Genomic DNA, 23,661 nt, shown 5'->3' on the forward strand with positions numbered 1-23,661 from the left:
TTGGCGGGTAGCTCACAATTTATACACCACAAGGTATCTCTGCGGATATTAAATCCCAAAAAGAACAATCATTAACGGTTTTGCTTCTTTAGTTTCGTAAGCGACTGTTTCTTTAGTTGAAAACAAAGGCAATATCTCTAAAACTCTAGAGTCATTAGGTCGTAGTGACACTGTCAAGTCAGTCGTTACCAGTATGGTGGTTGCAGGGGCATTGCAAGGTCTTGACCAATTTATGGGTTGGGATCAGGCAATCCAAGGAGGAACCTTACCCTCAACAGGCAAGTTGCTTGCGACGGATAATGCCACATGGACTCAAGTTGCTCAACGCGTTGCCTCACAGTCAGTAGTGAGTTCTACACTAGGCACAGCCATTCAAGGCGGCAGTTTTATTGATAATTTTAAAATCGCGCTATTAAGCAATATTGGCAGTCAATTCCATGCAGAAGGTGCCAATCTCATTGGTGATAACGGTGCCGTATTAGGACATGCAGGAAAGGTTTTAAGTCATTCCGTCGTTGCGGGTATTAGTGCAGAAATTGCAGGAGGCAGTGTTACCGGCGCAGTCGCAGGTGCCTTGGCGGCAGAGATAGCGGCGATATCGCTCAACGATAATTTAATTAAGACAGAGCAGTGGCGAGAACAGCAGGCTCAGAGAAGCCGTCTAGTGGGTGCTTTTGCTGGTTTACTTGCAACAGGTAAAGCGGAGGGCGTTATTAGTGCGGCTAATTCAGCAGAATTAGTCGAACGTTATAATCGACAACTTCATTTAGAAGAAACAAAAGCAATTAATAAATTAGCCAATGGAGATAAAAATAAATTAGAGCGCTTATTAGCTGCGTCTTGTCGAAAAGTTTATTGCGTTGCTCAAGAATCATTAGATTCATCTGAAAGAAATTATTATGAATCTTTAATGAAAAAATATCCATATACACATGTGGAAGATTCATTACTTTCAGATTATTGGATCACAAAAGAGAAAACTAGGATAGGTGGAAATTATCCCTTATTTAGTGGTTATGAAAAAATCAAATTATTTACTTACACTGAAGCCGATAAATTAACAGATAGTGAAACATTTTCAAAAAATCAATGGATTGAAAATGCGAGTAAATTTACTGGATGGGATAAAAAAACACTTGAAAACTTAACTTCAGTAATTGCAATAGGTGCATCAATAACTAGGCGTAATGGTAATAGAATTTATGGTCCAATAAGTTTTAATGCCAATAAAACGCAGTTTATACCAATAAATGATATTTATTTTATTGACAAATCAGGAAATAAAATCACAATGAAATGGATGTACCAAGGTGCAATAGTAGAGCAAGGAATGACATTTGAGAATTACATTGGTCTATCAAATAAACGACTTACACGATTACATCTTAATGCCAAAACATTTGACTATTATGATGGTAATACAGGTGAATATATTAGTGTAAAGACATTAAATACCCAGACGGAATCAAGACTTAAAAATCCAAAATCAATAGAAAATATATTAAATAAATATATTTCAACTATGGATAAATATAGTGGTGATGCGCATGGAACTACAGAAATTTCTAAAAAAGATGTGAAATTAAAAACATTAGAATTAGGCGTTCCAGAAAAAACCAATAAAGAACAATGGGATGCTATTAATGATTCTATCAAAAATGCATCATCAAAAAATATAAAAGTTAATATTACGATTATTAAGGAATAGTATATGTTTAAATTAAAAAATAATAAATTAAGAGCAAGTGTTTATTATAATGATGCTCATTATATTTTATTAACTTTTTCTGGTCACTCTATCTATATAATGGATCTAAAAAAAGGCTATAAAGTTTTACCTAATGATCTTCTTGATGCAGAATTAGGTTATTATGCAAAACTCGCTCTGATTAAAAGTGAGCAAATTAAAGAAAATTCAGATCAGTTTCATCAAATGTATAATGATAAAAAACCTTATCAAGACTGGATAAAAAAAATAATCGAAGAGTATGATTATAAAAATAAAACAGCACTTTTTAATAATATGAATCGATGTAGCTTAGATCTTACAGATGATGAAATTACTATTAGTCCTCTAAATCATTTACGTATGGATCATTGGGTAGGTGAGGGAATACCTGATAGTGCAATTATTACATTAAAAACCAATTGCAGTGACGAGGTCTTAGGTGCATCAATAAAAGAAGCTTTTACACGTTGTATTAGTCGTAAAGCTTAAATGGATACTAAATAAAATCACCTTATACTAATTATATGTAAGGTGATTTTTTGTTATATGAGTTTATTTATGAAAAATAACCAATTAATAAATCATTTACATTCTGTCTATCCAGAGCTTCCTATCAATATTCATAAAATAAAGGGGTATTCTGATGATGAGATAAAAAAAATTGAACGTCTTTATGATATTAAAGTAGCTGGTCAGCTATATGACTTTTTGAATTGCATGGGGCGTTGCAGTGGTGGTTTTTTTTGTGATTATTCATTGTTATTTTATCGATATAATTTTTCGGTTAGAGGACATGTACAATTTCAAATTGGTACACGTAATGATCTATGTAACATAAAACAATTTAATTTAATTAAAAAGAAACCTTTTTTCATCTCTATAGAGTCAGAAACCCAATATTTATTTTTATTAACTGATTCAGATAATCCAAACCAAGTTTATCATTACGATGAAAATGAAGAAATAGTAAAGGAGACAGAGTGGACACTTTATCAATATTTAAAAAAATTAATCAACAGCGAAACTAGAAAATGTGTAAAAAAGCATTGTGTTACAGGCGAATTAATTAATATATGAAGATAACTGTAATAGTAATTTACTACTATTAATTATATAAGGGTGAATAATTTTTATGAAAAACAATCAATTAATAAATAATCTACATTTAATTTACCCCGAGATTTCTATCAATATTCATAAAATAAAAGGATATTCTGATGATGAGATAGAAAAAATAAAACGTTTCTATGATATAAAAATAACAGAACAATTATATAGTTTTCTAAGTTGTATAGGGCGATGTAGTGGAGGGATTTTTGATGATTCATCTCTTTTATTTTATTGCCATACATTTTCTGTTAGAAATCACATTCAATTTCAAATTGATATGTGTGAAAGTTTGTGTAATATACAACAGCATGACTTATTAGATCAAAAACCTTTCTTTTTTTCAATAGAATTAGAAAATGAATATCTATTTTTATTAACTGATTCTGATAATCCAAATAAAGTTTATCAGTATGATGAAAATGAGGAAGTGATAAAAGATACTCATTGGGAATTTAATGATTATCTAAAGTATTTAATAGATAAGTCAAAGAAGAGGAATATAGATAATATTTTAAATGATGATTTTATTGGTGAGTTGATCGAAATTTAATAATATGAAATCATATGGTTTAAATGGATAATAAATAAAACCACCTTATTCTAATTATGTATAAGGTGGTTTTTTATTATATATAATGTTTTTTAATAATTGTAAATAATAAAATGAAAAATAGAATTATCTTATCTGGTTTTATTTTTTAATAAAACTAATAATGTTAATAATTAATAAAGAATAGCAATAATTACCCGAACTCTATATTGGCGGGTAGCTCACAATTTATACACCACAAGGTATCTCTGCGGATATTAAATCCCAAAAAGAACAATCATTAACGGTTTTGCTTCTTTAGTTTCGTAAGCGACTGTTTCTTTAGCTGAAAACAAAGGCAATATATCTAAAACTCTAGAGTCATTAGGTCGTAGTGACACTGTCAAGTCAGTCGTTACCAGTATGGTGGTTGCGGGGGCATTGCAAGGTCTTGACCAATTTATGGGTTGGGATCAGGCAATCCAAGGAGGAACCTTACCCTCAACAGGTAAGTTACTGCTTACTGATAACGCCACATGGACTCAAGTTGCTCAACGCGTTGCCTCACAGTCAGTAGTGAGTTCTACACTAGGCACAGCCATTCAAGGTGGCAGTTTTATTGATAATTTTAAAACTGCGTTATTAAACCATATCGGCAGTCAATTTCACGCAGAAGGCGCCAATCTCATTGGTGATAACGGTGCGGTATTAGGGCATGCGGGAAAGGTGTTAAGCCATGCAACATTATCTGGTTTATCTGCCCAAATTAGTGGGGGAAATGTTAATGGTGCAATTGTCGGCAGTTTAGCTGCTGAAATTGCGGCTATTTCGTTGGGTGATAATACTATTAAGGCTGAGGAGTGGCATAAAAAATCAGAATCACAAGCTCAATTTGTTAGGTTATTCGGTGGTATAGCAGGCGGTATTTTTACTGGTGAGCCTGGTGGTGTATATAGTGGTGCAAGAGGAGCTGAAAATAGTTTCCGTTACAATTATCTCTCTCACCATCAGCAAAAGTTAATGGAGAAAGAATTATCTACTGAAACTAATTATTTTAAAAAGACAGCAATTTATCTTAAATGGCTATCAGTAGATATAGGACAAGATACAGGGTTTAATGCAGGTCTTATAGCAGGTATACCAACAGGATTGTATGAAACGATTGAAGGGCTCGCTTCTCTTGCTACAAATCCGTTAGAAACATACCAAGCTATCAAAGCGGTTATTCAAAGTGATAATGTTTTCGATACATTAACTCAAGCGGTTAAACAATCTTATATCGATCGTATTGAAAAACTGGAAGCAGAATATCAAAAAGCAGGTGTATCTGGTTCATTTAATGCGGGTGTTGAAAGCGGGAAACTTATTTTTGATCTCGTAGGTCTATTTGCTGGTGGTGCTGGAGTTGCGAAAGGAAGTTCTCTGCTTATAGCTAAGACATCAGCTAAGATTGCTAGGCAAAATAAATTTAGTATAAAAAATTTATTAGATTCAGCGAATAAGCCTATAAATTCACAAGGCTTATCTGAGGCGGCTAGAGCATGGGAAAAACATGCAGGTAGAAAGGGAGGGTCTTTTGAACCATTAAAAGGAAATATTGAGAATAAAAATGCGCTAGCAAGTATTTTTATAGAAAAATTATTGAAAAACCCATCCACAATTAAAACCGAATTATCTAGAGGTGGAATTGAATATAGATTACCTAATGGGCAAGGTGTTCGATATAATGCAGATGGTTCTTTTTCTGGTTTTCTTGATCCTAAAAGAGGTAATAACTAATGATCGATTCTAACTTTGAAATTGATTTTGTAAGTGACAATAAATATAAGAATATTACTGTTGAAATTTCATATAAAAAACAAATACTTTGTCAATTAAATAAAGATAGTGGAACCGATAAAATAGAAATTGAATTTTTTAATGATAGTCGGTATTTAAGTGAAGATGTGAAGCATAAATTTAATTTAGATGATTTTATGGCCATTTTGAATAGTGCAAAATTAGATTTAATTAATGCTTAAAATTATTCCATGTTCAATTTTTAAAATATAAATATAACCATCACTTAATATTTTTATTAAAACACTAACTAAGTGATGGTTTTCTTTTTTATTGAAAAGCAACCATATTAATAATTAACACAGCGTCGCGATGATCACCTGAACAGTATTAAATAACGCTGTTACGGTATCATTAATATGTTATTTGATTTAGTTCCTAATGAATTACGATGGAATGGGCCAACCAATTAAATTGATGATACATAGTTTTAGCTCTGTATATGAAGGCAAAACCAAAATGGATGATTATTTTCGTTTTATTGTTCCTACTATTTATGCAACGATAGAAGATATTCCTGAAGAGCTAAGAAAATATATTGTCGTCTCTGATAGTCTTGATTTTACCAAAGATAGATTGCTTGATAACAATAAAATTAGCGATTATTTTACTCGCATGTATTCAGAATAAATAAATTTAATTGTTTATTCTTTAATGGAAGTATTATTCTGAACTAAAAACCATCACTTAATATTATTTCTAAAATAATAACTAAGTAATGGTTTTATTTTTTTATTGAAAAGCAATCATGCTAATAATTAACAATGAATGGCGATAATTACCCGAACTCTATATTGGCGGGTAGCTCACAATTTATACACCACAAGGTATCTCTGCGGATATTAAATCCCAAAAAGAACAATCATTAACGGTTTTGCTTCTTTAGTTTCGTAAGCGACTGTTTCTTTAGTTGAAAACAAAGGCAATATCTCTAAAACCCTAGAGTCATTAGGTCGTAGTGACACTGTCAAGTCAGTCGTTACCAGTATGGTGGTTGCGGGGGCATTGCAAGGTCTTGACCAATTTATGGGTTGGGATCAGGCAATCCAAGGAGGAACCTTACCCTCAACAGGTAAGTTACTGCTTACTGATAACGCCACATGGGATCAAGTTGCTCAACGCGTTGCCTCACAGTCAGTAGTGAGTTCTACACTAGGCACAGCCATTCAAGGTGGCAGTTTTATTGATAATTTTAAAACTGCGTTATTAAACCATATCGGCAGTCAATTTCACGCAGAAGGCGCCAATCTCATTGGTGATAACGGTGCGGTATTAGGGCATGCAGGAAAGGTTTTAAGCCATGCAACATTATCTGGTTTATCTGCCCAAATTAGTGGGGGAAATGTTAATGGTACTGTTATAGGTAGCCTAGCTGCTGAAATTGCGGCTATTTCTCTGGGTGATAATACTATTAAGGCTGAGGAGTGGCATAAAAAATCAGAATCACAAGCTCAATTTGTTAGGTTATTCGGTGGTATAGCAGGCGGTATTTTTACTGGTGAGCCTGGTGGTGTATATAGTGGTGCAAGAGGGGCTGAAAATAGTTTCCGTTACAATTATCTCTCTCACCATCAGCAAAAGTTAATGGAGAAAGAATTATCTACTGAAACTAATTATTTTAAAAAGACAGCAATTTATCTTAAATGGCTATCAGTAGATATAGGACAAGATACAGGGTTTAATGCAGGTCTTATAGCAGGTATACCAACAGGATTGTATGAAACGATTGAAGGGCTCGCTTCTCTTGCTACAAATCCACTCGAAACATACCAAGCTATTAAAGCAGTTATTCAAAGTGATAATGCTTTCGATACATTAACTCAAACAGTTAAACAATCGTATATCGAGCGTATTGAAAAACTGGAAGCAGAATATCAAAAAGCAGGTGTATCTGGTTCATTTAATGCGGGTGTTGAAAGCGGGAAACTTATTTTTGATCTCGTAGGCTTATTTGCTGGTGGTGCTGGAGTTGCGAAAGGAAGTTCTCAGCTTATAGCTAAGACATCAGCTAAGATTACCACAAGAAATAAATTGATTTCTTCTATAAAAAGTGGACAAGTAGGATTAAGTGATCCTGATGCAGTTGATTTAATAAAAGCTGATATGCTTAAAAACTTTTATAGCTATAAAGCTCCATCAGGTATTATTGCTGGTTATATAGACAAAAAGGGTATTTATTATGTAACGGAAGGTAACCATAGGATGGTTGCTGCAGTGGAAATATATAATGAAATAGGAGAAATAAAATATATTAATCAATTGTTAGATAATGGAAGCTGGACTAAAATAGAAAATCCTATAGTTGATTCAAAGCCATTACCGGTAAGAAAAATAAAGTGAGAATATATGACTAAAAATGAAATATACATAGATATGATGTATTGGATTTTGCCTCAATTAAGAAATATTCAGTCTAGAGGAATGATAGCAAAAGCAAAAGATAAATCTTGTTATTACGAATTACAGTTAATTCATAATTTACCCAAAAAAATACTTAATCAAGATTTTGATGAAAGTGATATTTCATTTTTAAATTTTCAAGCTAAAACATATACTGAAAAATGCAATTCAAAAATAAGTATATTATATGATGGTAATATCAAGTATATTAAAATGTTATTTAACTTGGTTCCTAATGAATTACGACATCAATTACGATGGAATGGGCCAACCAATTAAATTGAGGATACATAGTTTTAGCTCTGTATATGAAGGCAAAACCAAAATGGATGATTATTTTCGTTTTATTGTTCCTACTATTTACTGCAACGATAGAAGATATTCCTGAAGAGCTAAGAAAATATATTGTCGTCTCTGATAGTCTTGATTTTACCAAAGATAGATTGCTTGATAACAATAAAATTAGCGATTATTTTACTCGCATGTATTCAGAATAAATAAATTTAATTGTTTATTCTTTAATAAAAATATTCTTCTAAACTAAAAACCATCACTTAATATTATTTCTAAAATAATAACTAAGTAATGGTTTTATTTTTTTATTGAAAAGCAATCATGCTAATAATTAACAATGAATGGCGATAATTACCCGAACTCTATATTGGCGGGTAGCTCACAATTTATACACCACAAGGTATCTCTGCGGATATTAAATCCCAAAAAGAACAATCATTAACGGTTTTGCTTCTTTAGTTTCGTAAGCGACTGTTTCTTTAGTTGAAAACAAAGGCAATATCTCTAAAACCCTAGAGTCATTAGGTCGTAGTGACACTGTCAAGTCAGTCGTTACCAGTATGGTGGTTGCGGGGGCATTGCAAGGTCTTGACCAATTTATGGGTTGGGATCAGGCAATCCAAGGAGGAACCTTACCCTCAACAGGTAAGTTATTGCTTACTGATAATGCCACATGGACTCAAGTTGCTCAACGCGTTGCCTCACAGTCAGTAGTGAGTTCTACACTAGGCACAGCCATTCAAGGTGGCAGTTTTATTGATAATTTTAAAACTGCGTTATTAAACCATATCGGCAGTCAATTTCACGCAGAAGGCGCCAATCTCATTGGTGATAACGGTGCCGTATTAGGACATGCAGGAAAGGTTTTAAGTCATTCCGTCGTTGCGGGTATTAGTGCAGAAATTGCAGGAGGCAGTGTTACCGGCGCAGTCGCAGGTGCCTTGGCGGCAGAGATAGCGGCGATATCGCTCAACGATAATTTAATTAAGACAGAGCAGTGGCGAGAACAGCAGGCTCAGAGAAGCCGTCTAGTGGGTGCTTTTGCTGGTTTACTTGCAACAGGTAAAGCGGAGGGCGTTATTAGTGCGGCTAATTCAGCAGAATTAGTCGAACGTTATAATCGACAACTTCATTTAGAAGAAACAAAAGCAATTAATAAATTAGCCAATGGAGATAAAAATAAATTAGAGCGCTTATTAGCTGCGTCTTGTCGAAAAGTTTATTGCGTTGCTCAAGAATCATTAGATTCATCTGAAAGAAATTATTATGAATCTTTAATGAAAAAATATCCATATACACATGTGGAAGATTCATTACTTTCAGATTATTGGATCACAAAAGAGAAAACTAGGATAGGTGGAAATTATCCCTTATTTAGTGGTTATGAAAAAATCAAATTATTTACTTACACTGAAGCCGATAAATTAACAGATAGTGAAACATTTTCAAAAAATCAATGGATTGAAAATGCGAGTAAATTTACTGGATGGGATAAAAAAACACTTGAAAACTTAACTTCAGTAATTGCAATAGGTGCATCAATAACTAGGCGTAATGGTAATAGAATTTATGGTCCAATAAGTTTTAATGCCAATAAAACGCAGTTTATACCAATAAATGATATTTATTTTATTGACAAATCAGGAAATAAAATCACAATGAAATGGATGTACCAAGGTACAATAGTAGAGCAAGGAATGACATTTGAGAATTACATTGGTCTATCAAATAAACGACTTACACGATTACATCTTAATGCCAAAACATTTGACTATTATGATGGTAATACAGGTGAATATATTAGTGTAAAGACATTAAATACCCAGACGGAATCAAGACTTAAAAATCCAAAATCAATAGAAAATATATTAAATAAATATATTTCAACTATGGATAAATATAGCGGTGATGCGCATGGAACTACAGAAATTTCTAAAAAAGATGTGAAATTAAAAACATTAGAATTAGGCGTTCCAGAAAAAACCAATAAAGAACAATGGGATGCTATTAATGATTCTATCAAAAATGCATCATCAAAAAATATAAAAGTTAATATTACGATTATTGAGGAATAGTATATGTTTAAATTAAAAAATAATAAATTAAGAGCAAGTGTTTATTATAATGATACTCATTATATTTTATTAACTTTTTCTGGTCACTCTATCTATATAATGGATCTAAAAAAAGGCTATAAAGTTTTACCTAATGATCTTCTTGATGCAGAATTAGGTTATTATGCAAAACTCGCTCTGATTAAAAGTGAGCAAATTAAAGGAAATTCAGATCAGTTTCATCAAATGTATAATGATAAAAAACCTTATCAAGACTGGATAAAAAAAATAATCGAAGAGTATGGTTATAAAAATAAAACAGCACTTTTTAATAATATGAATCGATGTAGCTTAGATCTTACAGATGATGAAATTACTATTAGTCCTCTAAATCATTTACGTATGGATCATTGGGTAGGTGAGGGAATACCTGATAGTGCAATTATTACATTAAAAACCAATTGCAGTGACGAGGTCTTAGGTGCATCAATAAAAGAAGCTTTTACACGTTGTATTAGTCGTAAAATTTAAATGGATACTAAATAAAATTCCCTTATTCTAATTATGTGTAAGGTGATTTTTTATTATATCTATATAAAAATATTTTTTTAAAATTGTAAATAATTAAATGAAAAATAGAATTATCTTAGCTGGTTTTATTTTTGAATAAAACTAACTATGCTAATACTTTAAGGTAATGATATTTAAAAAATTAAATAATGCTAGGGAGCATATATGGGATTGTTACTTGATATAAACAGGTATCCTAGTCAAGCAAGAAATCATTCATGGATTGCTATAGATAAAAATGGAAATTTAATAACTACTACCCCTGGAGAAATAAAGTGATGACAAAGGAAGCTTTTTTAAAATTTAAGGATTCAGAAAATAAAATTATTATTCCGTACCTCAAAAAAGTATTTCCATCATTGAAATCAGCATATTGTTTATATCATATGATAGAACAATTAGAGGATGTTTATACTTACTTAGTTAATAGCAAGGATGTTATTTTTATTGAAGTGTCGAGGTTAAATAATTCTATTAACCATACGGATATTTTATCAATTAAAGATTATGCTATTATGAAAAAGGGGAAACAATATCATCGTTATATGAAAGAGATTATTGCTTTATCAAATAGTGAGATAATTAAATGATAGTTCATATATGGAATGTTAGATTAATAAATTATATATAATAATGCAATTATAATGTTAATAATAAGAAATTGTATGAAAGAGTTATTATATTAGATAAATATATAGGTATTAATAAATTTACTAAAAACTCAACGAATATCATAACAATTTTAACGGATAATTGAGGTAATTTAATAACAGTAATATCAGGAAGACTAAAATGAAATTAATTGGTTCTAGAAAAGAAATGATTATTAAGGATAGATTAATTAAAAATGAAGGTTCTATTCTAAAAAATGAAAAAATTAATTGTCTTTTAAAAAATAGATTCTCTAATATAATAAGTGTCTATTGTTTGGAGCATGTTTTAGAAGAAGATTATGATCTGTATACATTATTAGTTAATAAAGATTCTATTGTTGAGTTTGAATTATCTAGATTTAATGGTGAATTTAAATATATCAATATATCATCATTAGATTTATATTCAAAAAAAATAAAGGATAAAAAATTAAGGTTAAAACTACTGGTTGCGGTAAATTTATCTAAATAATATGTGTGAAAATTATTTATTAAATAATGCTAGGGAACATATATGGGATTGTTACTTGATATAAACTGGCATCCTGGTCAAGCAAGAAATCATTCATGGATTGCTATGGATAAAAATGGATGTATTTCAATGATGCTAAATAATGGGTATGGATGGTTACCTAAATGTATATTAAAAATAAATAATATAAAAGAATCACTTAATGATTTATGTGAATATATCGATGGAGACTCTGAAAAATATAGTAATGATGTAAATAAAAAAGGTGAGTACCTTATAGACCTATATTCTAGCTGGGTATATAAAAAATATAAAAATAAACAAGAAATAATTAATAGTTTTAATTTTAGGTTGGAAAATAAAAAAAATTGTGATGCTGAATTAGCAACTAAAATGGGAATGTTTTATTTTGAAGCATTAGAGGGACAATCTATAGGAGAAGATTATCCCATTGGCTATGAAGGTGAAACCAAAATGGGTGACTATTTTCGTTTTATTGTTCCTACTATTTGTGCAACGATAGAAGATATTCCTGAAGGGCTAAGAAAATATATTGTCGTCTCTGATAGTCTTGATTTTACCAAAGATAGATTGCTTGATAACAATAAAATTAGCGATTATTTTACTCGCATGTATTCAGAATAAATAAATTTAATTGTTTATTCTTTAATGGAAGTATTATTCTGAACTAAAAACCATCACTTAATATTATTTCTAAAATAATAACTAAGTAATGGTTTTATTTTTTTATTGAAAAGCAATCATGCTAATAATTAACACAGTGTGGCGACAATCACCTGATCGGCATTAAATAAAGCCGTTACACTATCATTAATATGCAATTTTTGCTCTTTAACATGCTGATTAGAACAGGTGGCACAGACTTCTTGCCCACCTTCTAATGTCACCACTAATTCACTGTTTTCACTGCCTGTCTCAATTTGAGTCAACGTGCCAGAAAGGGCATTGTCATATTGTTGCGCTAAAGAAGTCTCTTTCTCAATATTGACCCAAGGTGCCTTAATTAAAATCAGTACTTCTTTGCCTTTTTTCAAACCGAGGCGATCTGCACTTTTTTCTGTTAATGCTGCGCGAATAGTCGTTTTTTTATCAGCGAGTTGAACATTAACATGTTGTTGAACCTGAAGATTATCACGTTCAATAATGGTACCAAAAAACTGGTTTCTGGCGCTGGTTTGTAAGGAGAAACGTGAAATAGCCGCTAATAGGCTATCAAGAGGAAGTGAGTCATCCTTTAATACATCAAAGGCTTTTTGCTGAATTTGACCGAGTAGATCGTAAAGTTGAAGTAAACGCTCACAATAATGTGTAAGGGTTGCACCACCGCCACCTTTACCGCCTGTTGCTCTATCAACAAGAAGTTCGTCTGCGAGTTGATTCATTTCATTAATGGCATCCCAAGCACTTTTATAACTAATGCCTGCCATTTTTGCCCCTTGGCTAATAGAACCCGTCGCTTTGATCTGTTTTAATAATGCAACACGACGAGGATCGGCAAAGAGCTTATCTTGAAGTTTAAGAGTTAATAATATTTCTGCTTGCATAATGATAGGCTTCTTCTTTTTTGTGTGTTTATCGCATTTTTTGTGCCGACACAAAGCGATAATTCTCTAGAATATATACATCTATAGCGTTATTATTCGTCATTCGTGAAGAAATGCCAACTCTGGCTTTCCGAATATACCATGATAAAGAGGTTATCATGCTTGAATTGTTGAAAAGTTTAGGGTTTGCTCTCTTGATGGTACCCGTTGTAATGGTACTGATTATGGGCATCATTTATGGTTTAGGTGAAGTGTTTAACTTGATTTCACCAAGTCAGCCAAAAGCAGACAAAAAATCATAAAATCTCCCTCCCTGATTTAGAATAGCCCTTTTTTGAAGGGCTATTTTTTTACTCGTCATACTTCAAGCAACGGCGTTCTTTCGCACTAGTCACATACTTATATATGCTCCTAGTGACTCATTCACTTGTCGCCTAGCCGTGACTTGAATTATTTAGAGTATGTAAATTTCTCTATCTCTATTTTCTGTTTCTTTTTAATGGTTATATTTATTGATATATAACCAGTTTCTCTCATCTAATCCTTTCATTTTTCGCTATATCTTGGTATATACAGCGTGTCATCCTTTAATTTAAGTGGAATTCGAACATGAAAAAATTATCAGGCAAGTTGCTTGCTGGCGCAGTTATTTCTTTTGCTTTAGTCAGTCAAAGTTTTGCATCGGAAAAAGTAACGGTATTTGCGGCCGCTTCTCTTACTAATGCTCTTAATGAAATTTCGGCACAATATAAGCAAGAAAAGAAAACTGACGTGGTTGCATCTTATGCTTCGTCTTCAACGCTGGCGCGTCAAATTGAACAAGGCGCACCTGCAAATCTGTTTATTTCAGCAGACCAGCAGTGGATGGACTACGTAATCGATAAAAATTTAATGGTTGCAGATTCTCGTCATACACTATTAGGTAATGATTTAGTGCTTATTGCCCCTAAAGATAGTCAATTAAATGACGTTGTTATTAATAAGGAAACCAAATGGAAATCCTTGCTTAATGGTGGAAAACTAGCCGTAGGCGATCCGGATCATGTACCTGTTGGTATCTATGCAAAAGAATCATTAGAATATTTAGGTGCATGGGATACGGTAAGCCCTGATATGGCGCGTACTAATAACGTACGTAGTGGTATGGCGCTGGTTGAACGTGATGAAGCACCATTAGGTATCGTATACGGTTCTGATGCGGTTGCGAGTGATAAAGTGAAAGTGGTTGGCATATTTCCAGCTGATAGCCACAAACCTGTTGAGTATCCAATGGCAGTTGTAAAAGGTCAGGACAATAAAGCCGTTCGTGATTTTTATGACTATCTGAAAACACCTCAAGCCGCAGAAATCTTTAAGAAATACGGCTTTAGCCCACTGTAGGAATTATACTTTTGGAGATGTTAAGTGAATACGAATGGCAAGCTATCATACTAAGCCTTAAGGTATCGACTGTTGCAGTTATTATCAGTCTACCTTTTGGTATTTTTATGGCTTGGCTTTTAGTTAGGGTACGTTTTCCCGGTAAATCATTGCTTGATAGCATTATCCATTTACCTTTAGTTCTGCCACCTGTTGTGGTCGGTTATCTTTTACTGATCAGTATGGGGAGACGCGGATTTATTGGTGAGTGGTTGTATGACTGGTTTGGCTTTAGCTTTACCTTTAGTTGGCGAGGCGCAGCACTTGCATCCGCAGTCGTTGCATTTCCACTGATGGTAAGGGCGATCAGATTGGCATTAGAAGCTGTCGATCAACGTATGGAGCAAGCAGCAAGAACCTTAGGGGCTTCACCGATACGCGTCTTTTTTACCATAACGTTACCTTTATCTATGCCGGGGATCATCGCAGGGATTGTGTTGGCGTTTGCGCGCTCATTGGGAGAATTTGGCGCAACAATCACTTTCGTCTCCAATATTCCGGGGGAAACCAGAACAATCCCTTTGGCTATGTATACCTTGATTGAAACACCAGGCGCAGAAATGGACGCTGCCCGTTTATGTGTGATTGCAATTATTTTAGCACTCGTCTCTTTAATGGCTTCAGAGTGGTTAACGCGTTGGGGTCGTAGAAGATTGGGGGGCGTATGCTAGAGATGAATTTTAAACAGACGCTAGGATCACTGCGTTTGGAAATCAATACTGAATTGCCAACAGAAAGTATTACTGCCGTCTTTGGTTTATCTGGGGCGGGTAAAACTTCACTAATTAATGTGATTGGCGGTTTAACCAAACCCGATTCAGGTCGGATTGTATTAAATAATCACACACTGGTTGATACTGAAAAGAAAATTTATCTGCCGCCTGAAAAACGTAAAGTGGGTTATGTATTCCAAGACGCCCGACTGTTTCCTCACTACACAGTAAGAGGAAATTTGCTTTACGGTATGTCACCGACAATGAAAGTACAGTTTGATCGCATTATTCATTTATTAGGTATTGAACATTTACTTTCACGTTTTCCTATCACTTTATCAGGTGGTGAAAAACAGCGTGTGGCAATAGGGCGAGCCTTGTTGACTGCGCCTGATATTATGCTAATGGATGAGCCTTTAGCCTCGCTTGATTTACCGCGTAAACGTGAATTACTGCCGTATTTAGAAAAGCTCTCACAAGATGTACAAATTCCTATTTTGTATGTGAGTCATAGCCTTGATGAAATTATTCGGCTTGCAGATAACGTCATTGTAATGGATGCAGGAAAAATTAAGGCGACAGGTAAACTCGAAGATGTATGGGCAAGTAGTGCATTACGTCCGTGGTTACAAAAAGAGACATTAAGCAGCATCGCCAATGTGATGGTGGTGGAGCACCATAGTCATTACGATATGACAGCAACGGCGTTTGGTAATCAAGTGCTGTGGTTGCCTCAAATTGAGGCAAAAATCGGTCGTGATGTGCGTGTACGTATTGATGCTTCTGATGTGTCATTAACAACGACTCGTCCATCAAATAGCAGTATTCGTAATATTTTGCATATGAAAGTGGTTGAAACCATTAAAAATGATGGTCAAGTTGATGTGAAACTTGTCAATGATGGAAATTATTTATGGGCGAGGATCACCCCTTGGGCGAAAGATGAATTGAATATTCAAGAAGGGCAATGGCTTTATGCGCAAATTAAGAGTATTTCGCTAAGTCGCCACCTTTAATTTATTCGTTATATTGGCTGATCAAAAAACCTCATCTTTGATGAGGTTTTGTCTTTTGGATGATATAAAAATAAGACTAAGACAGAATATATTTATGAATAGTTTCAGCAATACCCGGCTGTGAATTTACTTTAGTGACCATTTTTGCACGTGCTTTCACTTCATCTGAAGCATTACCCATGGCAACACCTAAGCCAACATGTTCTAACATGCTAAGATCATTAAAATTATCACCGAAAGCAATTACATCACTCATACTCATACCGTTTGCTTCGACCCAACGTTGTAAACGACGGCCTTTGCTGTTGCCTTTTTTAGCAATATCAACTTGATCAACCCAAGACCATTCACACTCTAAGCCAACTTGTTGCTCGATTTTTTCTACTAATGCATGTAATTCATCGTGATCAGGCGTTGTTGTGGCAATTTTCCAAATTGCATTAACATCATGCATCGCTTTATAAAAATCATCGACTTTAACTAGATTGGGGCGTTGTGTGATAGGAAGGGTATCTGCCCAATTAAGTGTGCGTTGTACTGCTGCGGTAAGTTGGTCATACATCATTGCATCATCAGCATAAACTAAATGGTGTACATCTGTTTGCTTAACGAGATCTAACACAGCTTTGGTTTCTTGAGTTGTTAATGGATCGGATTCGATTACCTTTTTACCAATATAATCATAAAGGTAGGTCCCATTACAACAGATTGCAGGGGTATCAAGATCGAGTGCTTGATAGAATGGATGAATAGCAACATGATGACGACCTGTTACAATTAAGACTTTAACACCTGCTTTTTTTGCAAGATTGAGTGCTTCTAAAGATTCTGGCAGGATACGTTTTTGGTCATCAAGCAGTGTGCCATCAAGATCCAATGCAATAACGCGATATGACATAAATAAGCCCCTTGATAGTATTAAGATGCAATGTTGTTGATGGTACACGTTAACCAATAAAAGATAAACTAGCTTAATCGTGACAGGTTATCGTTGGTTTTTCTATTATTCTTTATAAATCAATGGGTAATTGGGTTTAAGGAGAAGGAATGAAACAGGTCGTTTACGTAGCAAGTCCAGAGAGTCAACAAATCCATGTTTATGCATTAAACACCGAAGGTGAAATGGATTTATTGCAGATTGTTGAGGTTGCAGGACAAGTACAACCGATGATTGCAAGTGCGGATGGCAAATACCTTTATGTTGGTATTCGACCTCATTTTAGTGTGGTGACATTTGCAATTGCTGTTGATGGTCAGTTAGAGCAAAAGGCTATCACTTCTATTCCAAGTACGCCTGTCCATTTATGCTTAGATAAAACAGGGCGTTTTTTATTTGTTCCTTCTTATCACCAAGGCAATTTAGCGGTTTTACCTATTAATGCGAAGGGGATCCCTCAATCACCGATTCAAATTATTGAAGGCTTGAATAAGCCTCATTCATCTAATATCGATTGGAATAATAAACAACTGATTGTCCCTTGTTTAGGTGAAGATCATATTCGTTTATTCGATTTATCAGAAGATGGGCGTTTAACCGAAGTGGGTACTGCCGAGCTGACAACCGCACAAAATGCAGGACCTCGCCATATGGCATTCCACCCTAATGGTGATGTGTTTTATTGTCTTAATGAATTAGATGCGACAATCAATGTTTATCGTCGTATGGGGGATTTATATCGTTTAATGCAAACGGTTGATATCGTCCCTGAAACCTTTAATAGTACTCGTTGGGCGTCAGATATTCATATTACACCGGATGGCCGTTTTCTTTATGCAAGTGAACGCTCTGAAAGTTTTATTTGTGCCATGACAATTTCAGAGACGGGTGACTATTTGCAACCTGTGGGTTATTACCCAACACAAACACAACCTCGTGGCTTTTCTCTTGATAACACAGGTAATTACCTGATTTCTTGTGGTCAAAAATCAGATTTTGCTTCTGTTTCTCGTATTGATAAACAGACTGGCGCATTAACAGAATTAGCACAATATCCTGTGGGTAAAGGTGCCATGTGGGTAACCGTCGTAACGAAATAAACACCATTGTAAACCTCTAGCCTATATCACTTTGCTAGAGGTTTATTTTTTAGCAATGTTTAGGTGAGATTAACCACTTTCTCAATAGATTGAGTCAGTTTAGTCAGGTTTGCTGACGACATAATAAATGGCGGCATGATATAAATCAGTTTGCCAAAAGGTCTGATCCAAACCCCTTCATCCACAAAGATTTTCTGTAACTTTGCCATATCGACGGGTTCATTCATTTCAACCACACCAATGGCACCTAAAATCCGCACATCTTTGACACTTTTAACTTGTTTTAGTGGTAATAACTCTTTTTTAAGTTGTGCTTCTAATAGTGCAACTTGGTTTACCCAATCACCTTTTGCTAACAGAGATAAACTGGCATCAGCAACAGCACAAGCCAATGGATTTCCCATATAAGTTGGGCCATGCATAAAGCAACCTGCATCGCCTTGGCTGATGGTTTCGGCAATATGGCGAGTGGTTAAGGTCGCTGATAAGGTCATGTAACCCCCTGTTAATGCTTTACCTACACACATAATATCAGGAGAAATTCCAGCATGCTCACAGGCAAACAGCTTACCTGTTCGACCAAAACCAGTCGCTATTTCATCGGCAATGAATAACACGTTAAATTCATTACACAAGGCTCTTGCGTGTTTTAAATATTCGGGATGATAAATTCGCATTCCACCTGCACCTTGAACAATGGGTTCAAGCATAACAGCAGCTATTTCTTGATGATGTTGTTCTAGTGTTGAGCGTAATGAGTCGATATCAGCGGGATCCCACTCTTCATTAAAACCCGTTTTTGGTGCATCTACAAAAAGATGATTAGGCAGATAACCTTTATAAAGACTGTGCATGGAGTTATCTGGATCACACACTGACATGGCACCAAAGGTATCACCATGATAGCCTTGTTTTAATGCCACAATGCGTTGACGTTTTTCACCTTTAGCCTGCCAATATTGCAAAGCCATTTTTAGCGCGACTTCAACAGCAACAGAGCCAGAATCAGCTAGGAATATGCATTCAAGAGGCTCTGGTGTTATCGCTAATAATTTTCGACAAAGTGAGACTGCTGGGGGATGAGTAATGCCACCAAACATCACGTGAGACATATTGTTTAACTGTGTTGTCACGGCATTATTGAGTTCTGGGTGATTATATCCATGAATTGCTGCCCACCATGAAGACATTCCATCAATCAGTTTTCTACCATCAGCCAAGACTAATTCAACGCCTTTTGCACTGACGATAGGATAAGCCGGTAAGGGATGGCTCATCGACGTGTATGGGTGCCAAATATGGTGTAGATCGAAAGCGATATCTTCAGGTGTCATTATATTTTTCATTTAATCATGTAAACCAATGGTGATCAATTTTAGTTGACATGATAACCCTATTATTTAAACTGGCAATCACTTTTAAAAAGGAGATTGTATTGTGAGCGCATTAAAACGTTGGACACTAAAAGAAGCTAGAGCACTGTTTGATATGCCATTTTTAGATTTGGTTTTTCAGGCACAACAAGTTCATCGTCAACATTTTGACCCTTCACAAATCCAAGTGAGTACTTTGCTGTCGATTAAAACCGGGGCTTGTCCTGAAGATTGTAAATATTGCGCCCAAAGCGCGCGGTATAAAACGGGATTAGAAAAAGAGCGCTTAATGGAAGTTCAGCAAGTAATTGAATCTGCGAAAAAAGCAAAAGCAGCAGGTTCAACTCGTTTTTGTATGGGGGCCGCATGGAAAAACCCACATGAACGCGATATGCCTTACCTTGAGCAAATGGTCAAAGAAGTTAAAGCGCTGGGTATGGAAACCTGCATGACTCTTGGCAAATTAGATGATTCACAAGCTAATCGATTAGCCGATGCAGGGCTGGATTTTTATAACCATAACCTTGATACCTCACCTGAATTTTACGGCAGTATCGTGACAACACGTACTTATCAAGATCGCTTAGATACACTTGATAAAGTGCGCAATGCGGGGATTAAAGTGTGTTCTGGCGGAATTTTAGGCTTAGGTGAGGAAGTGAAAGATCGCGCTGCAATGTTAGTGCAATTAGCGAATTTGCCACAGCCTCCTGAAAGTGTGCCGATTAACATGCTTGCTAAAATAAAAGGGACACCCTTGGCTGATAATGAAGATGTCGATCCTTTTGATTTTATTCGTACTATCGCGGTTGCTCGTATCATGATGCCACGCTCTTATGTGCGTCTTTCTGCTGGGCGTGAGCAAATGAGTGAACAAACACAAGCATTTTGCTTTATGGCTGGGGCAAACTCTATTTTCTATGGCTGTAAATTATTAACGACAACCAACCCGACTGAAGATAAAGATCACCAGCTATTCCGTAAACTAGGTTTAAACCCTGAACGATTAGCAGTATCTATGGGCGATAATCAGCAAGAAGAAGCTTTGATGCAAGCGGTTGCTAATAAAGATACTGAACAATTTTATAACGCGGCACTGTAATGAGCTGGAAAACCTATATAGATGAACAACTTAATGTGCGTAGAAATACGCCATTATGGCGAAAACGCAAAGTGATTAAACAATCGGATGGACGTTTTTTGATCACAACATCAGGGGAAAAATACCTTAATTTTTCAGGCAATGACTATTTAGGTATTAGTCAACATACGGACGTCATTAAAGCATGGCAACAAGGTGCTGATGAGTACGGTGTCGGTAGCGCTGGTTCAGGCCATATCACTGGATTTACACAAGCTCATGCGCAATTAGAACAACATCTTGCAGAGTGGCTAGGTTACGATAATGCACTGTTATTTTCATCTGGGTATAGTGCTAATCAAGGGGTGATTTCGGCATTACTTGAAAAAAATGATGCCATTATTGCAGATAAACTTTGTCATGCTTCACTCATGGAAGCCGCCGTATTATCACCCGCCACATTATGGCGATTTCTACACAATTCTTCTGATTCTTTATCTCAACGACTTAATAAAACGTCAGCTAATAAAACCTTTGTGGTAACAGAAGGGGTATTTAGCATGGATGGCGATCAAGCTCCATTAACTGAAATAGCAACAATAAGCCGACAACATGAGGCATGGTTAATGGTCGATGATGCGCATGGTATTGGTGTTTTAGGTAAAGAAGGTCGAGGCAGTTGTGATGAAGCGGGGATTAAACCTGAAATATTGGTAGTCACTTTTGGTAAAGCTTTTGGTGTCAGCGGAGCCGCTGTGCTTTGTAATGCATCAACCGCAGCATTTTTTGAACAATATGCTCGCCATCTTATTTACAGTACCTCGATACCGCCAGCACAAGCTATTGCTTTAAATACCGCGCTTAATGTTATTAAGCAAGCGGATAATGAACGGGAATATCTTCAACAATTAATTCATACTTTTCGCCAAGGTGTCATTTCACTTCCAGTTAAATTACTACCTTCAGCAACGGCTATTCAGCCATTAATTATTGGTGATGAACAATTGTGCCAAACACTTTCAGATTATCTGCAATCTAAAGGACTTTGGGTAAAGGCAATCTTTCCACCTACTGTACCTCCTCAAAGTGCGCGTTTACGAATAACGTTAACCACTCGCCATCATCTTTCAGATATTAAGCTGTTAATCGAGACGCTTCATGCTTTCTTCAATCAAAACAGATAAACAACGTATAGCTCAAACATTTGGTAAAGCCGCCGTTCATTACGATAATTACGCCAATATTCAGCGTTATAGCGGTAATAAATTAATGGATTTAGCGCGTCATGATAGTGGCAATATTGTGTTAGATGCGGGATGCGGAACAGGATATTTTAGTCAAAAATGGAAGCAAGAAGGCAAGTTTGTTATTGCACTTGATCTGTCACACACCATGCTACAAGTGGCAAAACAGCAACAGCGAGCCGATGGTTACTTACAAAGTGATATTGAGCATTGTGCCGTTGCACCACAAAGTGTGGACATTGTATTCAGTAATTTAGCGATGCAATGGTGTGATGATTTATCGGGTGCGATTAAAACACTAATGAATACGGTCAATATAAAAGGCGCACTTTATTTCTCAACACTGACTACGTTGACATTGCAAGAAGTCAGAGAGGCTTGGCAATCTCTGGATCAGCATCCTCATGTAAATCCTTTTTTATCGCTCCACGATATTGAGAAAGCGTGTTGTGGTTTTCATTACCAATTTTCCACTGAAATGGTCACTGAACAATATGATTCATTACATGCGCTCTTTGCTTCTTTGAAAGGCGTTGGTGCTAATTTTGTGCAGGGTAATCGACAAAAAGGGTTAATGACACGACAGAAATTTCGTGCACTAGAAAATGTCTGGAAAACAGAATCAGGTAAATATTTGCTCACTTATCAAATTGTTATAGGAAAAATATCACATGGCTAAAACATGGTTTTTAACAGGCACAGATACAGAAGTGGGTAAAACGGTAGTTAGTGGGGCTCTATTACAATGTGCAGCACATCAAGGGTATCAAACCGCAGGTTATAAGCCTGTTGCATCGGGCAGTGAGTGGCTAAATGAAGGTTTACGTAATTCAGATGCACTTACACTGCAAAAATTCAGTACGGTAAAGTTAGATTATCACCGCGTTAATCCTTATTGTTTTGAAACGCCAACGTCACCACATATTGTTAGCCAAGAAATGAATCAGCCTATTGATTTTGATGTGATGTCAGAAGGTTTGTCTTACTTAAAGCAGCAAGCTGATTGGGTTTTAGTCGAAGGTGCTGGTGGTTGGTTTACACCACTGTCAGCAAATCGATTTTTCTCTGATTGGGTTATCACTGAAAAACTACCTGTTATTTTGACCGTGGGGGTAAAATTGGGTTGCATTAATCATGCGTTATTAACACAACACGCAATTATGCAGTCTGGTTTAACATTGGCGGGTTGGGTTGCAAATGAAGTTGAACCTGCGGGGCGATATCAGAAAGAATATCTAGCAACACTAAAACAGCATATTAAAGCCCCATTCTTAGGTAAAATACCCTACTTAAATGAAGTAAAAGAGCATAATTTTACGCCTTATCTCGATCTTTCTTGTTTAAAACAAAGTTGATAGGGTGTTATTAAGCCCAATTATAACAGTCCATTTTTTATACCAATAAAAAAATAAAAAAAATAAATTTTGCCAATTTTTAGGGATATTTTAAGGTAAAAAAAAAGACGTAACTTACCGAGAGATAACAACTTTGTGTAGTTATCCACTATTCCTGTGGATAACCTTGTGTATTACCATTATAAAAATACGCTGAATAGAGAGAATA

At 35.2% G+C, this 23,661-nt stretch carries 26 protein-coding genes and 1 pseudogene; 24 read left to right on the forward strand and 3 right to left on the reverse strand.

The annotated features are described in order from the left end of the window. Positions 1–133: 133 nt before the first annotated feature. From SB028_RS05625 to SB028_RS05695, 15 genes and pseudogenes are all read left to right on the forward strand, one after another. A complete protein-coding gene (locus SB028_RS05625) occupies positions 134–1,708 on the forward strand; it encodes a DUF637 domain-containing protein (protein ID WP_318860135.1) in 1,575 nt (524 codons plus the stop codon). A gap of 3 nt (positions 1,709–1,711) precedes the next feature. Continuing rightward, complete coding sequence (locus tag SB028_RS05630; RefSeq protein WP_318859934.1) at positions 1,712–2,218, forward strand: contact-dependent growth inhibition system immunity protein; 507 nt, start codon at positions 1,712–1,714, stop codon at positions 2,216–2,218. A gap of 69 nt (positions 2,219–2,287) precedes the next feature. Continuing rightward, positions 2,288–2,806: a hypothetical protein gene (locus tag SB028_RS05635; protein ID WP_318859935.1), complete on the forward strand. Its 519-nt coding sequence runs from the start codon at positions 2,288–2,290 to the stop codon at positions 2,804–2,806. A 55-nt stretch (positions 2,807–2,861) separates the two neighbouring features. Then, positions 2,862–3,389 carry a hypothetical protein gene (locus SB028_RS05640; RefSeq protein ID WP_260664481.1) on the forward strand — a complete coding sequence of 176 codons (528 nt, stop codon included), beginning with the start codon at positions 2,862–2,864 and terminating at the stop codon, positions 3,387–3,389. A gap of 342 nt (positions 3,390–3,731) precedes the next feature. Beyond that, a pseudogene (locus tag SB028_RS05645) lies at positions 3,732–4,109 on the forward strand (DUF637 domain-containing protein); the annotation flags it as partial. Positions 4,110–5,146: 1,037 nt separating this feature from the next. Then, a complete protein-coding gene (locus tag SB028_RS05650) occupies positions 5,147–5,389 on the forward strand; it encodes a hypothetical protein (protein WP_260665192.1) in 243 nt (80 codons plus the stop codon). Positions 5,390–5,666: 277 nt separating this feature from the next. Continuing rightward, the gene (locus SB028_RS05655; RefSeq protein WP_318859936.1) at positions 5,667–5,837 is read left to right on the forward strand and encodes a hypothetical protein; all 171 of its coding nucleotides are present in this window, start codon (positions 5,667–5,669) and stop codon (positions 5,835–5,837) included. Between the two features lie 297 nt (positions 5,838–6,134). After that, positions 6,135–7,547 carry a DUF637 domain-containing protein gene (locus SB028_RS05660; protein WP_318860136.1) on the forward strand — a complete coding sequence of 471 codons (1,413 nt, stop codon included), beginning with the start codon at positions 6,135–6,137 and terminating at the stop codon, positions 7,545–7,547. A 6-nt stretch (positions 7,548–7,553) separates the two neighbouring features. Further along, positions 7,554–7,886 carry a zinc ABC transporter substrate-binding protein gene (locus SB028_RS05665; protein ID WP_069369149.1) on the forward strand — a complete coding sequence of 111 codons (333 nt, stop codon included), beginning with the start codon at positions 7,554–7,556 and terminating at the stop codon, positions 7,884–7,886. A gap of 29 nt (positions 7,887–7,915) precedes the next feature. Beyond that, positions 7,916–8,104 (forward strand): hypothetical protein, encoded by a 189-nt coding sequence (locus tag SB028_RS05670; protein WP_069369150.1) that lies wholly within the window; start codon positions 7,916–7,918, stop codon positions 8,102–8,104. A 297-nt stretch (positions 8,105–8,401) separates the two neighbouring features. Next, positions 8,402–9,976 (forward strand): DUF637 domain-containing protein, encoded by a 1,575-nt coding sequence (locus SB028_RS05675; RefSeq protein WP_318860137.1) that lies wholly within the window; start codon positions 8,402–8,404, stop codon positions 9,974–9,976. Between the two features lie 3 nt (positions 9,977–9,979). Then, positions 9,980–10,486 carry a contact-dependent growth inhibition system immunity protein gene (locus SB028_RS05680; protein WP_069367494.1) on the forward strand — a complete coding sequence of 169 codons (507 nt, stop codon included), beginning with the start codon at positions 9,980–9,982 and terminating at the stop codon, positions 10,484–10,486. A gap of 317 nt (positions 10,487–10,803) precedes the next feature. Continuing rightward, entirely contained in the window at positions 10,804–11,115 is a 312-nt protein-coding gene (locus tag SB028_RS05685) for a hypothetical protein (RefSeq protein ID WP_069367495.1), read from the forward strand. A gap of 202 nt (positions 11,116–11,317) precedes the next feature. Further along, on the forward strand, positions 11,318–11,650 hold the full coding sequence (locus tag SB028_RS05690; RefSeq protein ID WP_069367496.1) for a hypothetical protein: 333 nt from the start codon (positions 11,318–11,320) through the stop codon (positions 11,648–11,650). Between the two features lie 42 nt (positions 11,651–11,692). Beyond that, positions 11,693–12,295, forward strand: coding sequence for a hypothetical protein (locus SB028_RS05695; protein ID WP_069367497.1), 603 nt, complete (start codon positions 11,693–11,695; stop codon positions 12,293–12,295). 128 nt (positions 12,296–12,423) lie between these two features. Here the strand turns inward: SB028_RS05695 and modE are convergent, their stop codons facing one another. Continuing rightward, entirely contained in the window at positions 12,424–13,215 is a 792-nt protein-coding gene (modE, locus tag SB028_RS05700) for a molybdenum-dependent transcriptional regulator (protein WP_069367498.1), read from the reverse strand. A gap of 158 nt (positions 13,216–13,373) precedes the next feature. On the opposite strand from modE, the gene SB028_RS05705 reads away from it, so the two are divergent. The 4 genes from SB028_RS05705 (at position 13,374) to modC (ending at position 16,363) form a co-directional block, all read left to right on the forward strand. After that, positions 13,374–13,517, forward strand: coding sequence for an AcrZ family multidrug efflux pump-associated protein (locus SB028_RS05705; protein ID WP_071788544.1), 144 nt, complete (start codon positions 13,374–13,376; stop codon positions 13,515–13,517). Between the two features lie 307 nt (positions 13,518–13,824). After that, positions 13,825–14,595 (forward strand): molybdate ABC transporter substrate-binding protein, encoded by a 771-nt coding sequence (gene modA, locus SB028_RS05710; protein ID WP_069367499.1) that lies wholly within the window; start codon positions 13,825–13,827, stop codon positions 14,593–14,595. 17 nt (positions 14,596–14,612) lie between these two features. Beyond that, on the forward strand, positions 14,613–15,305 hold the full coding sequence (gene modB, locus SB028_RS05715) for a molybdate ABC transporter permease subunit (protein WP_069367500.1): 693 nt from the start codon (positions 14,613–14,615) through the stop codon (positions 15,303–15,305). After that, the gene (gene modC / locus SB028_RS05720) at positions 15,299–16,363 is read left to right on the forward strand and encodes a molybdenum ABC transporter ATP-binding protein ModC (protein WP_069367501.1); all 1,065 of its coding nucleotides are present in this window, start codon (positions 15,299–15,301) and stop codon (positions 16,361–16,363) included. The genes modB and modC overlap by 7 nt, the downstream gene beginning before the upstream one ends. Before the next feature lie 76 nt (positions 16,364–16,439). Here modC and SB028_RS05725 read toward each other — a convergent pair whose 3' ends face one another. Next, a complete protein-coding gene (locus SB028_RS05725; protein WP_069367502.1) occupies positions 16,440–17,261 on the reverse strand; it encodes a pyridoxal phosphatase in 822 nt (273 codons plus the stop codon). A gap of 149 nt (positions 17,262–17,410) precedes the next feature. Between SB028_RS05725 and pgl the strand changes: the two genes are divergently transcribed. Further along, complete coding sequence (pgl, locus tag SB028_RS05730) at positions 17,411–18,400, forward strand: 6-phosphogluconolactonase (RefSeq protein WP_069367503.1); 990 nt, start codon at positions 17,411–17,413, stop codon at positions 18,398–18,400. 59 nt (positions 18,401–18,459) lie between these two features. Here the strand turns inward: pgl and bioA are convergent, their stop codons facing one another. Beyond that, on the reverse strand, positions 18,460–19,734 hold the full coding sequence (gene bioA, locus SB028_RS05735) for an adenosylmethionine--8-amino-7-oxononanoate transaminase (RefSeq protein WP_069367504.1): 1,275 nt from the start codon (positions 19,732–19,734) through the stop codon (positions 18,460–18,462). A 103-nt stretch (positions 19,735–19,837) separates the two neighbouring features. Between bioA and bioB the strand changes: the two genes are divergently transcribed. The 4 genes from bioB to bioD are packed head-to-tail and all read left to right on the forward strand — an operon-like array spanning position 19,838 to position 23,453. Beyond that, positions 19,838–20,875, forward strand: a complete 1,038-nt coding sequence (bioB, locus tag SB028_RS05740) for a biotin synthase BioB (RefSeq protein WP_036912109.1) — start codon at positions 19,838–19,840, stop codon at positions 20,873–20,875. Then, positions 20,875–22,038, forward strand: coding sequence for an 8-amino-7-oxononanoate synthase (gene bioF / locus SB028_RS05745; protein WP_069367505.1), 1,164 nt, complete (start codon positions 20,875–20,877; stop codon positions 22,036–22,038). The genes bioB and bioF overlap by 1 nt, the downstream gene beginning before the upstream one ends. Beyond that, a complete protein-coding gene (gene bioC, locus SB028_RS05750; protein WP_069367506.1) occupies positions 22,013–22,777 on the forward strand; it encodes a malonyl-ACP O-methyltransferase BioC in 765 nt (254 codons plus the stop codon). The genes bioF and bioC overlap by 26 nt, the downstream gene beginning before the upstream one ends. Continuing rightward, positions 22,770–23,453 (forward strand): dethiobiotin synthase, encoded by a 684-nt coding sequence (gene bioD / locus SB028_RS05755; RefSeq protein ID WP_069367507.1) that lies wholly within the window; start codon positions 22,770–22,772, stop codon positions 23,451–23,453. The genes bioC and bioD overlap by 8 nt, the downstream gene beginning before the upstream one ends. The last annotated feature ends 208 nt before the right edge of the window (positions 23,454–23,661 follow it).

The sequence above is a fragment of the Proteus vulgaris genome (assembly GCF_033708015.1).
GTDB lineage: Bacteria > Pseudomonadota > Gammaproteobacteria > Enterobacterales > Enterobacteriaceae > Proteus.